18 protein-coding genes are annotated in these 13,234 nt (G+C 56.8%); 11 read left to right on the top strand and 7 right to left on the bottom strand.

Features of this window, described 5'->3' with window-relative positions; genetic code table 11:
- Positions 1–92: 92 nt before the first annotated feature.
- The 3 genes from rpmB to HW561_RS15735 all read left to right on the top strand — a co-directional run bounded on the left by rpmB (position 93) and on the right by HW561_RS15735 (position 1,654).
- Positions 93–380, top strand: coding sequence for a 50S ribosomal protein L28 (gene rpmB, locus HW561_RS15745; protein ID WP_176866298.1), 288 nt, complete (start codon positions 93–95; stop codon positions 378–380).
- Between the two features lie 367 nt (positions 381–747).
- Positions 748–1,137: a hypothetical protein gene (locus HW561_RS15740; RefSeq protein WP_235962937.1), complete on the top strand. Its 390-nt coding sequence runs from the start codon at positions 748–750 to the stop codon at positions 1,135–1,137.
- A gap of 43 nt (positions 1,138–1,180) precedes the next feature.
- On the top strand, positions 1,181–1,654 hold the full coding sequence (locus tag HW561_RS15735; protein WP_176866297.1) for a copper chaperone PCu(A)C: 474 nt from the start codon (positions 1,181–1,183) through the stop codon (positions 1,652–1,654).
- Between the two features lie 109 nt (positions 1,655–1,763).
- Here the strand turns inward: HW561_RS15735 and HW561_RS15730 are convergent, their stop codons facing one another.
- Both HW561_RS15730 and HW561_RS15725 read right to left on the bottom strand, forming a co-directional pair.
- Entirely contained in the window at positions 1,764–2,372 is a 609-nt protein-coding gene (locus HW561_RS15730) for an HdeD family acid-resistance protein (RefSeq protein WP_176866296.1), read from the bottom strand.
- A 76-nt stretch (positions 2,373–2,448) separates the two neighbouring features.
- Positions 2,449–3,147, bottom strand: a complete 699-nt coding sequence (locus HW561_RS15725) for an NAD-dependent deacylase (RefSeq protein WP_176866295.1) — start codon at positions 3,145–3,147, stop codon at positions 2,449–2,451.
- 28 nt (positions 3,148–3,175) lie between these two features.
- Here HW561_RS15725 and HW561_RS15720 point away from each other — a divergent pair, with 28 nt between their 5' ends.
- On the top strand, positions 3,176–3,619 hold the full coding sequence (locus tag HW561_RS15720) for a low molecular weight protein-tyrosine-phosphatase (protein WP_176866294.1): 444 nt from the start codon (positions 3,176–3,178) through the stop codon (positions 3,617–3,619).
- Here HW561_RS15720 and HW561_RS15715 read toward each other — a convergent pair.
- Complete coding sequence (locus HW561_RS15715) at positions 3,616–4,569, bottom strand: LysR family transcriptional regulator (protein ID WP_176866293.1); 954 nt, start codon at positions 4,567–4,569, stop codon at positions 3,616–3,618. The genes HW561_RS15720 and HW561_RS15715 overlap by 4 nt on opposite strands.
- Before the next feature lie 68 nt (positions 4,570–4,637).
- The gene (locus HW561_RS15710; RefSeq protein WP_176866292.1) at positions 4,638–4,949 is read right to left on the bottom strand and encodes a hypothetical protein; all 312 of its coding nucleotides are present in this window, start codon (positions 4,947–4,949) and stop codon (positions 4,638–4,640) included.
- Positions 4,950–5,128: 179 nt separating this feature from the next.
- Here HW561_RS15710 and HW561_RS15705 point away from each other — a divergent pair, with 179 nt between their 5' ends.
- The 6 genes from HW561_RS15705 (at position 5,129) to HW561_RS15680 (ending at position 10,268) form a co-directional block, all read left to right on the top strand.
- Entirely contained in the window at positions 5,129–5,752 is a 624-nt protein-coding gene (locus tag HW561_RS15705) for an RNA ligase family protein (protein ID WP_176866291.1), read from the top strand.
- 138 nt (positions 5,753–5,890) lie between these two features.
- On the top strand, positions 5,891–7,690 hold the full coding sequence (gene lepA, locus HW561_RS15700; protein WP_176866290.1) for a translation elongation factor 4: 1,800 nt from the start codon (positions 5,891–5,893) through the stop codon (positions 7,688–7,690).
- A 122-nt stretch (positions 7,691–7,812) separates the two neighbouring features.
- Positions 7,813–8,676, top strand: a complete 864-nt coding sequence (locus tag HW561_RS15695) for a hypothetical protein (RefSeq protein WP_176866289.1) — start codon at positions 7,813–7,815, stop codon at positions 8,674–8,676.
- Positions 8,677–8,981: 305 nt separating this feature from the next.
- On the top strand, positions 8,982–9,224 hold the full coding sequence (locus HW561_RS15690) for a hypothetical protein (RefSeq protein WP_176866288.1): 243 nt from the start codon (positions 8,982–8,984) through the stop codon (positions 9,222–9,224).
- Positions 9,225–9,386: 162 nt separating this feature from the next.
- A complete protein-coding gene (locus HW561_RS15685; RefSeq protein ID WP_176866287.1) occupies positions 9,387–9,707 on the top strand; it encodes a hypothetical protein in 321 nt (106 codons plus the stop codon).
- A 111-nt stretch (positions 9,708–9,818) separates the two neighbouring features.
- Positions 9,819–10,268: a hypothetical protein gene (locus tag HW561_RS15680; RefSeq protein WP_176866286.1), complete on the top strand. Its 450-nt coding sequence runs from the start codon at positions 9,819–9,821 to the stop codon at positions 10,266–10,268.
- Between the two features lie 98 nt (positions 10,269–10,366).
- Here HW561_RS15680 and HW561_RS15675 read toward each other — a convergent pair whose 3' ends face one another.
- From HW561_RS15675 to HW561_RS15665, 3 genes are all read right to left on the bottom strand, one after another.
- Positions 10,367–10,783 carry a type II toxin-antitoxin system Phd/YefM family antitoxin gene (locus HW561_RS15675; protein ID WP_176866285.1) on the bottom strand — a complete coding sequence of 139 codons (417 nt, stop codon included), beginning with the start codon at positions 10,781–10,783 and terminating at the stop codon, positions 10,367–10,369.
- A gap of 838 nt (positions 10,784–11,621) precedes the next feature.
- Positions 11,622–11,759 (bottom strand): entericidin A/B family lipoprotein, encoded by a 138-nt coding sequence (locus tag HW561_RS15670; protein WP_176866284.1) that lies wholly within the window; start codon positions 11,757–11,759, stop codon positions 11,622–11,624.
- Between the two features lie 126 nt (positions 11,760–11,885).
- The gene (locus HW561_RS15665) at positions 11,886–12,227 is read right to left on the bottom strand and encodes an ArsR/SmtB family transcription factor (protein ID WP_176866283.1); all 342 of its coding nucleotides are present in this window, start codon (positions 12,225–12,227) and stop codon (positions 11,886–11,888) included.
- Between the two features lie 368 nt (positions 12,228–12,595).
- On the opposite strand from HW561_RS15665, the gene HW561_RS15660 reads away from it, so the two are divergent.
- The gene (locus HW561_RS15660) at positions 12,596–13,222 is read left to right on the top strand and encodes an ATP-dependent Clp protease proteolytic subunit (protein WP_176866282.1); all 627 of its coding nucleotides are present in this window, start codon (positions 12,596–12,598) and stop codon (positions 13,220–13,222) included.
- The last annotated feature ends 12 nt before the right edge of the window (positions 13,223–13,234 follow it).

Here is a 13,234-nt window from a genome sequence, read left to right as displayed (position 1 = left end):
CCAACCAGTTTTCGGGCGCGACTTCGGGTTGTGCCCCTTGTGATTTGGCCGCTGGCATTTTGCCCCGGCCTCCAGAAACAAAGGAAGAAACCATGTCGCGCCGTTGCGAACTGACCGGAAAAGGCCCGATGACTGGCAACAATGTCAGCCACGCCAAAAACAGAACTCGTCGTCGTTTTCTGCCCAACCTGAACGACGTCACCCTGCAGTCGGAAACCCTGGGTCGTGGCGTCAAGCTGCGCATCTCGGCGGCTGCCCTGCGTACGGTCGACCACCGTGGTGGTCTGGACGCGTTCCTGGCCAAAGCCAAGGACGATGAACTGTCCGACACCGCGCTGAAAGTGAAGAAGGAAATCGCCAAGGCACAAGCCTCGGCCTGATCCAGATCACTTGCTAAGATTTTAGCCCTGTACCTCTGCGGTGCAGGGCTTTTTCTTTTCTCTCACAGTCAGATCGAACGGATTGTCCGCAAATTCGAAACAAAATTTCTGATTGGTGACATGGTTCACATACAGGATGTGACACCCGAATTAGTGTTGATCTCATTCAACTGATGGGGGGCCATCTTATGTCATTAAAGAGTTTTTATGTTTTTCTGTTTCTGGGGTCCGTAATTGGCAAAACGATTTCCGCATGTTCCCGAATGCAGCGTTGGGTGAACCGATCTCATACCAGCCTCACCAAGGGAACCGTCAAGCGGCCCGAAGTAGACCACTGAGCTAGGCTTCAAGCGCGACCCTTTGGCGCTTGAAGCTGATCCGGGCACTGGCCTATACCCGGATCACGATGAGACCCACTCTGAAAAAAGTTCTGCCGTTTGTGCTGTCTCTGCTCTTGGTTCTGACCGGGCAGGCCGTTGCAGCATCGCGTGGAATGGAGCAGGCGGTGGGTCAGATGGTGCTGTGCACCGGCACCGGACCTGTTGTCGTCTATATGGACGAGAATGGGCAACCGACCTCTTCTCCGCAGTATTGCCCTGATTATGCGCAGATATTGCTGGGCGCTGTTGCGGTCGCACATACCCCCGTACCGCAAGCGCCTCAGCGCGCAACGCCCACGCCGCAACGCCGTGTTGGCAACCTGATTGCCTTGCCCGTACCCCGGCAACCGGCCCGGGCGCCTCCTGCCTTTATCTGATCCGATTTCCAAACTTTTCAGACTTTTAGACAGGAGAGGCACGATGTCCCTCAAAACAACTCTGCTTGCAACTCTGGCCGCCACTGCGCTGGCTTTCCCCGCTCTGGCCGAAGGCACCATCAAGGTCGGTGACGCCTACGCGCGGTCTTCGGGTAAATCGGCCAAGGCCGGCGCCGCGTTCATGATGATCGAAAATCAGGGCGACGCCGATGATCGCCTGATCGGCGCGACCTCGGACGTTGCAGCCCGGGTCGAACTGCACACCCATCTGATTGATGATAACGGCGTGGCCAAGATGGTCCATGTCGAAGAAGGTTTTGCCATCCCGGCAGGTGAGACCCACATGCTCCAGCGTGGCGGGGACCACGTGATGTTCATGGGTCTGACAGGACCATTCGAGCAGGATGCTGTCGTTCCCGTCACCTTGATCTTTGAACAGGCTGGCGAAGTGAACGTGGAGATCCCGGTTGATCTTGAACGTCAGGACAAAGGTGGCCACGGGTCGCACTCGAACTAAAATCACGCCTGTCTTCGGGCCGCGTTGCGGCCGTCATCCATGCGTCAGGCCGGGCGTTGCCCGGCCTGTTGCCGTTGCGCCTGTTTGAGCCGGGGCAGACGCGCTAGCGCTATTCGTCGATGGTTTTCATGACAACCCGGTTGCTTGCATGTCGAAAACGCGCGGCCAGCCAGAGCATGACAACGGCTAAAGCCAGCGCAAAGAATGCAATCGCCCAGCCAAGTGCAACAAGGCCACTACCGGGCCAGAAAATCAGCACCAACCCGATAACCAGTGCGACGATAGCAGAATTGCGCATTGTTGCGCGCTGCGGGTCCATTTCGTGCATTTGTCGCCCGGCCATTAGTGAGCCGATACCGATGATCAGTACCCATGCGCCCAACAGGAAAAAGGCCAGTCTGGCGGCACCTTCCGGCCATATCAGTAGAATTAGCCCGATCAGGACCGCAGCTATACCGGCGCCTCCGACAAGGCCCCGACGTCCAAAGCCCAGCAGTGTCAGGCCGCCATCCAAAATCAGCAGCACACCAACCAGTCGCAGCAGCAGGGCGATGCTGTTGGTGGGCCAGAACAGGGCGGCAAGTCCGACCGCTGCGGCCAGAACGCCGCGCAGCAGAAAGGTCCACCACAGGCTGGACAGCTTTTCGCCAAGCAGGTCCCGGTTATCCATGCTGCCGTCATCAATGATTTCGCCGGTTTGCGGATCTTGGTCTGTCATGGATCGCCCTCGCGTTGCTTTTCTGGCAGAATAAGCAAGAAAACCCAATCTTGTCTGCAATATTTGTGGTTAGAACTCAGATCCTTTGCAGCAACAGGTGGTCAACCCATTGCGGAACCGCTTTGGTGGCCTTGCCTGTAATCCTGTCGTCAAATCCAGCAGTTGCGCAGGACGGTTCCAGATTGATCTCGACTGTGCGTGCCCCAGCGGCCTGTGCCTCGTGCACAAAGGCGGCAGCCGGGTAGACTTGGCCGGATGTGCCTATTGCCGCGAAGATCGAGGCGCCCGCCAGATGGTCGTAGATTTCATCCATGCGATAGGGCATTTCGCCGAACCAGACCACATCTGGCCGCGCCGTCGGAGCGTCGCAGGCGGGGCAGGGCTCACCCACCGCCATTTCTGGCGGTGCCGTCCAGCGGTGCCCGCACGCGGCGCAGAGCGCCCCGTCCAGACTCCCGTGCATATGGATCACATCCACTGCACCGCCTGCCGCGTGCAGGTTATCGATGTTCTGGGTGACAATGATCACGTCGCCGGACCAGTCCCGTTGCAGTCGGGCCAGCGCCTGATGCGCCGCATTGGGCTGCACCTTGGCCGCCTGCACGCGCCTTGCATTGTAGAACCCTTGAACCAGTGCCGGATCGCGCGCGAATGCTTCGGGCGTGGCGACGTCTTCGATCCGGTGCTGCGCCCACAACCCGCCTTCATCACGAAACGTGCTCAGCCCGCTTTCCGCAGAAATTCCGGCCCCGGTCAGTATGACGATCTTTTCCATATGCCCTCCGCGCGCTACACCTTGGCCCATGACCCACCGTATCCTCTTTGTCTGCCTCGGCAACATCTGCCGCTCTCCGGCTGCCGAGGGCGTCTTTCGCGCCCGCGCCCCGCATCATTCCAGCGACAGCGCCGGAACTATGGGCTGGCATGCAGGCAACCCGCCCTACGGCCCGATGCAATCCGCCGCGCGCAGCCGAGGGCTAGACCTCAGCGATCTGCGCGCCCGGCAGTTCACCGCCGCCGATTTCAACCGGTTCGACCTGATCATCGGTATGGACGACACCAACATCGCCGATATCGAATCTTTGCGCCCGCCCGGCAATGAAACCCCGGTCCGTCTGTTGACGGATTTCGCTCCGGAAACCGGCGCGAACCATGTCCCCGATCCATATTACACAAGAGATTTCGACGGTGCCCTGGACCTGATCGAAGCGGCAATCGATGGCCTCAGCAGCCACCTGGATCGCTAACCACCCGTCACCTTCAACTGCCCGTTCAGCCACGGCAGTTTTGCGGTGGCCGGGTCAATGATCTGGCTCTGCATCAATCGCCGCATCATGCCGGCCACTTCCTGCGGCACCTGATCAGACCAATCGGTGCGGGTAAACAGCGATATGGTGCGTGAAAACGCGCCGAACGGGGCGGGGTAGGCCTCCAACCCGTCATGAAACCGCGCCGCGCGCATGAACCCGAGCGGCGTGGTGATCGCCCAGCCCAGCCCCCGGGCCACCATCGCCATCAACGCGAGGTGCGAGCCGATCTCGAATCGTTCCTCGAACTCCAGCTGCTGCCGCGCCAGATGCGCTTCGATCTGGCGGCTGATCAACTGCTCGCGCGCGTAACGCAGAAACGGTAGGTTCTGTATGGCCGATTCAACACCATCTACCCCTTTTGGGGCCACCAGAATGAACGGATCTTGTACCAGAGGGTACTCGACCACGCCCTCCAGAACCTCGCCAGTATGGGCTGAGACCGCCAAATGCAGGCGCTGCGCGTCCAGCGCCTCAAACAGATCAAGACTGGACAGCGTGATCAGCTTGAACTTCGACCGGGTCAGACTGTCGGCCAACAAGGTGGCCAGCCGTGGCGTCAGGTCATTGTCGAAATCGTCGATCAGCCCGATGGACAGCGTCGTCAAATGACCCAGATCCATCACGGTCAGTTCGCTTTGCGCCATCTGCAACTCGGCCAGAACCGCCTCGGTACGTGCCAGAAAGCTACGCCCGGCCTGGGTCAACCGCATCGGACGCCGGCCGTGATCCACCAGATCGGTGCCCACGGCCTTTTCCAAATTGCGCAATTGCTGCGACACCGATGGCTGGCTGAGCCCCGTGATCTCGGCCGCCTGCGCCACCGATCCGGTCCGCGCCAGCGCCTCGAACACTTCGAGCCCGCGCAGAGTCAGCCCTTTCATCACCATGCGAAATCCTTCCGTTGCGCCTTTTCTGGGGCGCAGCGGGGATCAGGTCAAGGGTTTGAGATTGCGGTTTAGCTGCAGATCGCCTTCGCCATCTGACCAAAGGCCTGATACCGATCCCACAGCGCATCATCGCGCGCGGTCTGCGACATCTTCAGCTCTTGCGCCTGATGCGGGTCGCTGAACCATTTGGACACGGTCTTCTGATCGGTACGGGTCAACGCCTGATCGGCGACCCGTTGAATGCAGCTGCACCGCTGCCGCGTCGCCGCCGATCGGTCCGACGCCAGACACGCCCGTTTGATCTGTGCCGCCTCACTGGGTAGCGGGGCCGCTGCCGTCAACGATGTGGCGCAGAATGCGATTAAGAGGAACTGTTTCATGCTCATGCCTCGTGTTTGCCTGCCAGGAGAGATCTGACGCCCCTCTCAGTCTGCGGCGGAGTATGAATCAAATGGGTGGGCGGATCAATCACACGTTGCGAAAAAGTGATTGCGCGGGGTGGAATTGTCGCGTTTGGTGTGCGGACTGATTTATCCGTTCAAAGTTGTTGATACTGAAAATGCTCAAGAAATACGGCCGCACATTTCATCTACCACAATCGCCGGGTGCAACGAGCGATGACAAGATCATGTCCGATGTTGGGGCTCTGGTTGCCGCAGACGAAGTAATCTTTACCGAGAAAATGGACGGTGAAAACACCACAATTCACAGTGACGGATGTCACCCTCGCAGCATCGACGCGCGATATCACTCGTCACGCGACTGGATGAAAGCCTTTGCAGCGGGCATCTCACCTCAGCTTGCAGAGGATGAGCGGATCGTCGGGGAGTACCTTTTTGCACGCCACTCTATCGCATATTCTGAGTTGCCCACATATTTTCTGGGTTTTGCGTGGATCAAGAGGGATGTGGTCCAACCTTGGGATGCGACCCTGTCCCGCTTTGCAGACCTCAACATCGCACCAGTACCTGTGCTGTATCGCGGGCTTTTTTCGGAAGACGCCGTTTCTGATGTGATAAGTGATTTGGATCTTTCATCGCAGGAAGGGTTCGTCGTGCGAGTAACTACGGCCTTTGCCGACAAGGATATGCCCACTCATCTGGCAAAGTATGTTCGCGAAGGCCATGTGCAAAGCGAAACGCATTGGATGAGTGCTGAACTGGTAAAGAATGGGCTGCTTTAATCAGCAGCCATTTCCGGTCTCCTGAAGCCTGGGCTTGACTGGATTGCCGAACCGTCCGACGAGCCCACCAAACAAAGGGTTTCGCATGGTACCGTCCCACCTTGACCAGCGCCCGTTTTCGAACCATATCCCGTCGCTATGACAGACCTCGCTCATATCCGCAATTTCTCCATCGTCGCGCATATCGACCATGGCAAATCCACCCTTGCTGACCGGCTCATCCAAGAGACCGGAACGGTCAAGGACCGAGACATGAAGGAACAGCTGCTCGACAGCATGGATATCGAGCGCGAGCGCGGCATCACCATCAAGGCCAACACGGTCCGCATCGATTATACCGCCGACAATGGCGAGAAATACGTGCTGAACTTGATCGACACCCCCGGCCACGTGGACTTTGCCTATGAGGTCTCGCGGTCCATGCGCGCGGTCGAAGGCTCGCTACTGGTTGTGGACTCGACGCAGGGCGTCGAGGCGCAGACGCTGGCGAATGTCTATCAAGCCATCGACGCCGATCATGACATCGTTCCGGTGCTGAACAAGATCGATCTGCCTGCGTCCGATTGTGACCGCGTGGCGGAACAGATCGAGGATGTGATCGGCATCGACGCGTCCGAGGCGATTCAGGTCAGCGCCAAGACCGGGCAGGGCATCCACGAGACGTTGGAATCCATCGTCACCCATCTGCCCGCGCCCAAAGGCACGCTCGACGCGCCGCTCAAGGCGATGCTGGTGGATTCGTGGTACGATGCCTATCTCGGCGTCATCGTGCTGGTCCGCATCATGGACGGCACGCTGAAAAAGGGGATGCGGGTCAAGTTCATGTCGAACAACACCCTGCACCACGTCGACCGCGTTGGCGTCTTCCGGCCCGAGATGGAAATGGTGGACTCGCTTGGCCCCGGTGAGATCGGCTTTCTCACCGCCTCGATCAAACAGGTCCGCGACACCCGCGTCGGTGACACCATCACCAATGACCGTAACGGCACCGAAATCGCTTTGGACGGCTTCAAACCCGCGCAGCCGGTGGTGTTCTGTGGCCTGTTCCCCGTCGACAGTTCCGAATTCGAAGACCTGCGCGATGCGATCGACAAACTGGCCCTGAACGACGCCAGCTTCAGCTTTGAAATGGAAACCTCGGCAGCACTTGGCTTTGGCTTCCGCTGCGGCTTCCTTGGCCTTTTGCACCTCGAGGTCATCCGCGACCGTATCGAACGCGAATATGATATCGAGCTCATCACCACCGCGCCGTCGGTGATCTATCACGTCTACATGAAAGACGGCGAGATGATCGAGTTGCACAACCCCGCAGATATGCCCGACCCCTCCAAGGTCGACCATATCGAGGAACCGCGCATCAAGGCGACCATCTTGGTACCGGACGAATTCCTCGGCGACGTGCTGAAACTCTGCCAGGACCGCCGTGGCATCCAGCTGGACCTGACCTATGCGGGCAGCCGCGCCATGGTCGTCTATGACCTGCCGCTGAACGAGGTCGTCTTTGACTTCTACGACCGCCTGAAATCGGTGACCAAGGGCTATGCCTCGTTTGATTACCAGATGACCGGCTATACCGAGGACGCGCTGGTCAAGATGTCGGTGCTGGTGAATGACGAACCGGTCGATGCGCTGTCAACCATGGTTCACCGCGACCGGGCCGAGATGCGGGGCCGGGCGATGTGCGAAAAGCTCAAGGACCTGATCCCGCGCCACATGTTCAAAATCCCGATCCAGGCCGCCATCGGAGGCAAGGTCATCGCCCGCGAGACCCTCTCGGCGCTGCGCAAGGACGTGACCGCGAAATGCTACGGAGGCGACGCCACGCGGAAACGCAAACTGCTGGACAAGCAGAAGGCGGGTAAGAAAAAGATGCGCCAGTTCGGGAAGGTGGATATTCCGCAGGAGGCGTTTATTTCAGCGTTGAAGATGGATAGTTAGCAAGTGACATTGGGTTGCTAACGACAGCTGATCAAATTGTGTTTAACGGGCAAAGCGCAAAGAGGGAAGAAATTGACCTCAACACATTGGCTGATCAAGGCATGACATTGAAAAAGTTTTGAATGGCTATAATGCCGTGTTCTTTCTCAAACACTAAAACTAAAAACCTAGATATGGGCTTGGCAAGAATGTACTACGGGGCAGTAGAGGTTTCAGATTTTGAGAACCCGCCAAACTTAGATCTTACTTGGGCTAGCATCACAAAGATTGAGGTAATCCTAGACTGGGTTAGAAAAGAATATCAGCAGTTTAGCGATTTCGATCTAGAAAATTTGGAAGTCGATTCCGAGCCGTTGGACGTTCCATTGGAAAACTTCGACGACTTGTCTGATGAGTTGACCCGACATGCTGTCTCGACGCGAGAAATTCTATTAGAGAATTTCGTAAATTCAATTCTTTCCGAACAGTTGGACGAAATAGTTGACGCTATCGAGAAGGAGTATTCCGAAGACTGGATGCCTTCTAATCATCGAGTAAAACTGAATGTTTTCGAGGAACAAGAGCCATTTGTTTTAGAAGAGGAATACGAACAGTCTTCCAAAGAGCTTAAACAAGAGCTGATCAAGGAGATTCCTGACCTAATTGACTTGTTAGCCGCAATTAGAGCTGACCTCCCTTCCACGTTCGGGCACAATCAAGGGAGCGAATTTCCGCTTCACCCCGAAAAAATTCAGGAAGTCGAAAGCAAGCTCCGCTCAGTGCAGGTTGCGTTAAAGGAGGCAGATGCATCTAGCGACAAGTTGATTATAGATGCGGGAAACGCGCTCCTTAATTTGGGTGTTGCTCTGACTAGCCATATTGGGGAAATGACGAAGGTCTCGACCCTAAAGTTCGCAGAAAAGTTTGGTGAAACAACCGGGACCTGGGCAGGTAGAGCAGCGATTTTAGCGTTCTTCGGTGAGAAGTTGATTCAAGTATTTTCGTGAATACGTGGCTTCTTTTATCTCTCGAAATTCCTTCACGTTAAATCAGTTTCACCCGCCCGGCGGCACCACCGGGCCGCGGACCCGCTCCCATGGGGCGGAGCGTTTGCGCCTCCCCTCGGGCTGGTCGTAGTCCTCAACTTTTGTGATTACTCAATGTGTCTGCGTTTGCGCCCCGGAGTTCCGCCGCTCGAAAGCTCCCGCATCAGCCATCCCCCGCCGATCCTCCGCGTCGGGCGCTGACGCTCACCGAACCTGACCCGTTTCATGGTATCCTCACCGCACCCAAAAAACGGGAGGATAAACCAATGAAACATCTGACTCTGGCCGCTGCCTTCTGCCTGTTCGCCGCGCCCGCCTTTGCCTTCCAATGCCCCACCGACATTGCTGCAATCGATGCCGCTCTGGCCGCAGGTCCCGACCTGTCCGCTGAACAGGTCGCACAGGTTGAGGCATGGCGTGACGAAGGCGCTGCGCTGCATGATGCGGGCGACCATGACGCGTCGGTCGCGACTCTGGCTCAGGCCAAGGACCTGCTCGGCCTGAACTAGCGCCAGATCGCCGATCTGGTTCGGCAAAGCGGGCGGTGCGTCTGGTCATCGCCCGTGAAGTAGGTGTTCACTTCCATCCCAACCACTGTGACCAACCTCACATCCCCAATTCCACTAACCCGCTAATGTTGACGCACCGGAACCATTCCGAGGAAGCGTCCAATGTCCACATCCATGATCCCCATCATCGCCCTCGGGTCAGCGGGTCTCTATTCCGTGGCCATGATCGCGATGAAGTTCTGGTGGAAACTCCCCGGCGTCGGGCTGGGCATGTTGATCGTCGCGACCCTGTTGGCCGGGGCGACGCTGGAACTTGCTGCTCTGCGCGACGAACGTCTGGGCATCATCTATACCGGCATTCTGGGGGCCGAGGTTGTTCTGATCGCCATCGCCTCGTTCTTTCTGTTCGGCGAAAATTTCTCGCATCGTGAGGCGTTAGGCATCGGTCTGGTTGTGATCGGTACCGCGCTGGCCTGGGCGTGATCTGAACATGAAGCAAACATTAAGCCTCGTTCAGAAAACTTGTATGCCCTCTGACCTCTCCCAATCTGTTCAACAAGGCCACACCGGCCCACGCCGAAAAGGAGGACGCCCATGACCAGATACCTGACTGCCAGCGCTGCCGCTCTGGCCACAAGCCTCAGCCTTGGAACCGCTGCGCTGGCCGATACGACGCCAGACCTGCGGGGCAAGTGGACCGGTACGTACAACACCGTCCAGCCCAGCCATTACTACAAGGGCGACGAGCCCCGCTTTAATCAGGCGGAATGGGTCGTTGATATCCAGAAGCAAGAGGACAACGTGTTCTGGGGCCCGTCCAAATGGCGCAGTCAGGACAATGATCTGTGGCATGAATACGAGGTGACCGGGTCGATCAGTCTGGATGGGTCCGGCAAGATAGGGATCGTTGAAACCTCGCCTCTGGTGATCGGTGCCAACGCCCTGATCGATGCCCAGTACAAGGATGGTATGATTTATGCGGATTTCCGTAGCCTGCGTAACGGCACGACGTACAGCGTCGTACTGGAGCGACAGGTGAACTGAAGCGTTTCCGACCCGCTCGGATGTAGGGGGTAAGTACCGCTGCTGTATTTAGACTGTGGCGGAGAGTAGTAGGTTACTCGATCGGGTCGGAACGCTTCTCAAAATCGGAACCAGCGTCTCCACAAGGCGGAGACGGGCCGGGCGGCCAGTTCACCGCCTGCGACAGGGTCCAGACCACCGCGTGCAAGAATGCGGCGTTCCTCGGCACGGGTCATCTGGATCTCGCGAACCTTCAGCGCGGCTTCGCGCGCGGTGACATAGGTGCCGTCCGGCCCAGGTTCCATCCCCGGTATGGTTGGTCTTTTTGACCACCACCCGCGCATCCCGCACAGCGGATGTTTCCAGCCGATCCGCTCATCCGCTTCCAGATCCCAGATCCGTTGCGCCTCGGTGATCGAGACAAGCGCGGCCAGCGGCTTGCCACGCCGGGCCAGCACGATCACCTCGCGCGGGTCTTGCACGTGGGTGACCAACTGCCCCAGATGATCGCGCGCGTATGAGATTGAACAGCGCATTTTGCCCCTTTTCCGTTTGGTACGATTCGTACAATTAGGGGTCAGAGTTTCGTACGAAACGTACAATTCGGGCCTAAACGACCGTGCGCAGGCCTTTGCGCTTGCAGCATCGGGCGCATTCGAGGTTGATTTTCACGGCTCGAACTTTTCCATCATCAACCCTGCGCAGAATCTCGAATTCTCGATTTATCCACATCGTTGTCCCGTCAGATATCAACATTTTATCCCCGTCTAATTTTCATGCTGCAGTGCTATTTTCTTGTCGGATACAGGGCGCGATGTAACAGTCCAGATACCGCACAGGTTCTTCGGGACCGAAGGTGGGACGCAAAGGTCAGGGGGTCTGAGCAGAGAGCGCGAGTTCTAGGATTAGCGTTGATATGCAAAGACTTACCGGTAGATGGTCAATCGAAAATGGGCTTCGTGCCTGTGCTCGAATGGTCAGCTTCTCAGACGGCCAATGCATGCTGTGAGGACCCTCAGGGTTCAAAGCGGCGGCTGCAGTCTTTTACGAGGCTGGGGCGACTGGATCGGAGTACCCTTGTGGTGCGTCGACCCGGTAAGGCGTCAGGAGTGTCCGAAAGGGTACATGCAAAGACCGCGTCTGCGCACCTGACGCCTTTTCTTATGTCGGCTCACGGTTTCATACAGGCTACCACTCATCACCCCTGCTGCAAGGGAAAGGGGCTCTTCTGCATGTGCAAAAGAGCCCCGATTTAGCGTCAGATTATGCAATGCCGCGTCTATGCACCTGTGTGGATAGGTTAATGCGTTTGCGGGATTGTATCAACCAGATATTGGGTCGGGATGTGAACGTCCCGCAATATAAGGCGCTGAATCAGATGTTTTCTTGAACGTCAGTGGCAGCGCCCTGGATGGCATCGCCGGCCTTTTCAATATCTTTACCGGCGCCTTTTGCGGTTTCGCAGGCGGTTAGTGCAAATAGGCTCAGGCCAATCAGAATTACGCGGATCATGCTTGTCTCCTTGGTGCTCGATCTTCTTTTCGGTAGCACCTTATGTTCTGTTGGGCCAGTGCTTTAGCCGCAAATCAACGGAGTCCAATTCACGAGGCATTAAGTACACGGGGCAGATTGCCAAGGTTAAGATTTGCCGCCATCGCAGAACAATTCATAGACAACTTCAAGCATGCGGCGGGGACGATCATCCGCCAATCGATAGTAAATAGCCTTGCCTTCGCGTCGGGGGGTAACCAACCCCTCCAGCCGGAGACGTGACAATTGCTGCGAGACGGCGGCCTGCCGCGCAGACAGAAGTTCTTCCAACTCGGTCACGGATTTTTCGCCGGAAACCAGGTGGCACAGGATCATCAACCGACCTTCGTGACTGATTGCCTTGAGGAAATTTGATGCGCGGGTCGCATTGTAGACCATGCGATCAAGGTCATCCTGCGACATGTCTTGGGACAGCTGGGGAAGTGCCATCATTTGTATTCCTTGCAAGCCTGTTGGCCAGGCGTTGTTTCCTTTACGTCAAGCGCCCCGAGGGCGAGCCACTTCACTACATGTTTCGAACATTTATTGCTATATGTATGAATCAAAATCCTGTGATGAGAGACGGGGAATTTGATGTCGAAATTGCCCCGCATTATCGGGCTGTCATTTTGACCTGCCAGAACTCTGGATGATTATACGCCGAAGCTGAATTGAGATTGCTGTGACGCAAGCGAGTTCTGACTATACCTGATTGTTCTGGGTTGCCCCCCCTTGCAGCCCCTCGGTGGCAACACTAAGACTCGGGTAACTCTTGTTGGGATAATCTCCCGAACCACAGCAAAGCAGGCAGGTTCCGAATGTTCGATCCAGTAGATACCTACATGAATACGCTCGTTCCCATGGTCGTCGAGCAGACCAGCCGGGGCGAACGCGCCTATGATATCTTCTCGCGTCTTCTGAAAGAGCGGATCATTTTCATAAACGGGCCGATCCATGATGGCATGAGCCATCTGATCGTCGCGCAGCTGCTGCACCTTGAGGCGGAAAATCCAAACAAAGAAATCTCAATGTACATCAACTCACCCGGTGGTGTGGTGACCAGCGGGTTGTCGATTTATGACACAATGCAGTACATCAAGCCGAAATGTTCCACGTTGGTGATCGGTCAGGCCGCCTCGATGGGGTCGGTTTTGTTGGCCGGTGGTGAGAAGGGGATGCGCTTTTCCCTGCCCAACAGCCGCATCATGGTGCACCAGCCCAGCGGTGGCTATCAGGGGCAGGCCAGCGATATCATGATTCACGCTGCTGAGACGCAAAAGCTGAAGGATCGGCTGTATGACATCTACGTGCGTCATACCGGTCAGACCAAAAAGGCGGTTGAAAAAGCGTTGGATCGTGACAATTTCATGAGCCCGGAAGAGGCAAAAGACTGGGGTCACATCGATGAGATTGTCGAGAATCGCGCCAAAATGGACGAGGCCTGAGGCCAATACCCC

It is taken from the genome of Ruegeria haliotis, from assembly GCF_013377785.1.
Taxonomy (GTDB): Bacteria; Pseudomonadota; Alphaproteobacteria; order Rhodobacterales; family Rhodobacteraceae; genus Ruegeria; species Ruegeria haliotis.
This window is presented reverse-complemented; position numbering and strand designations above follow the sequence as displayed.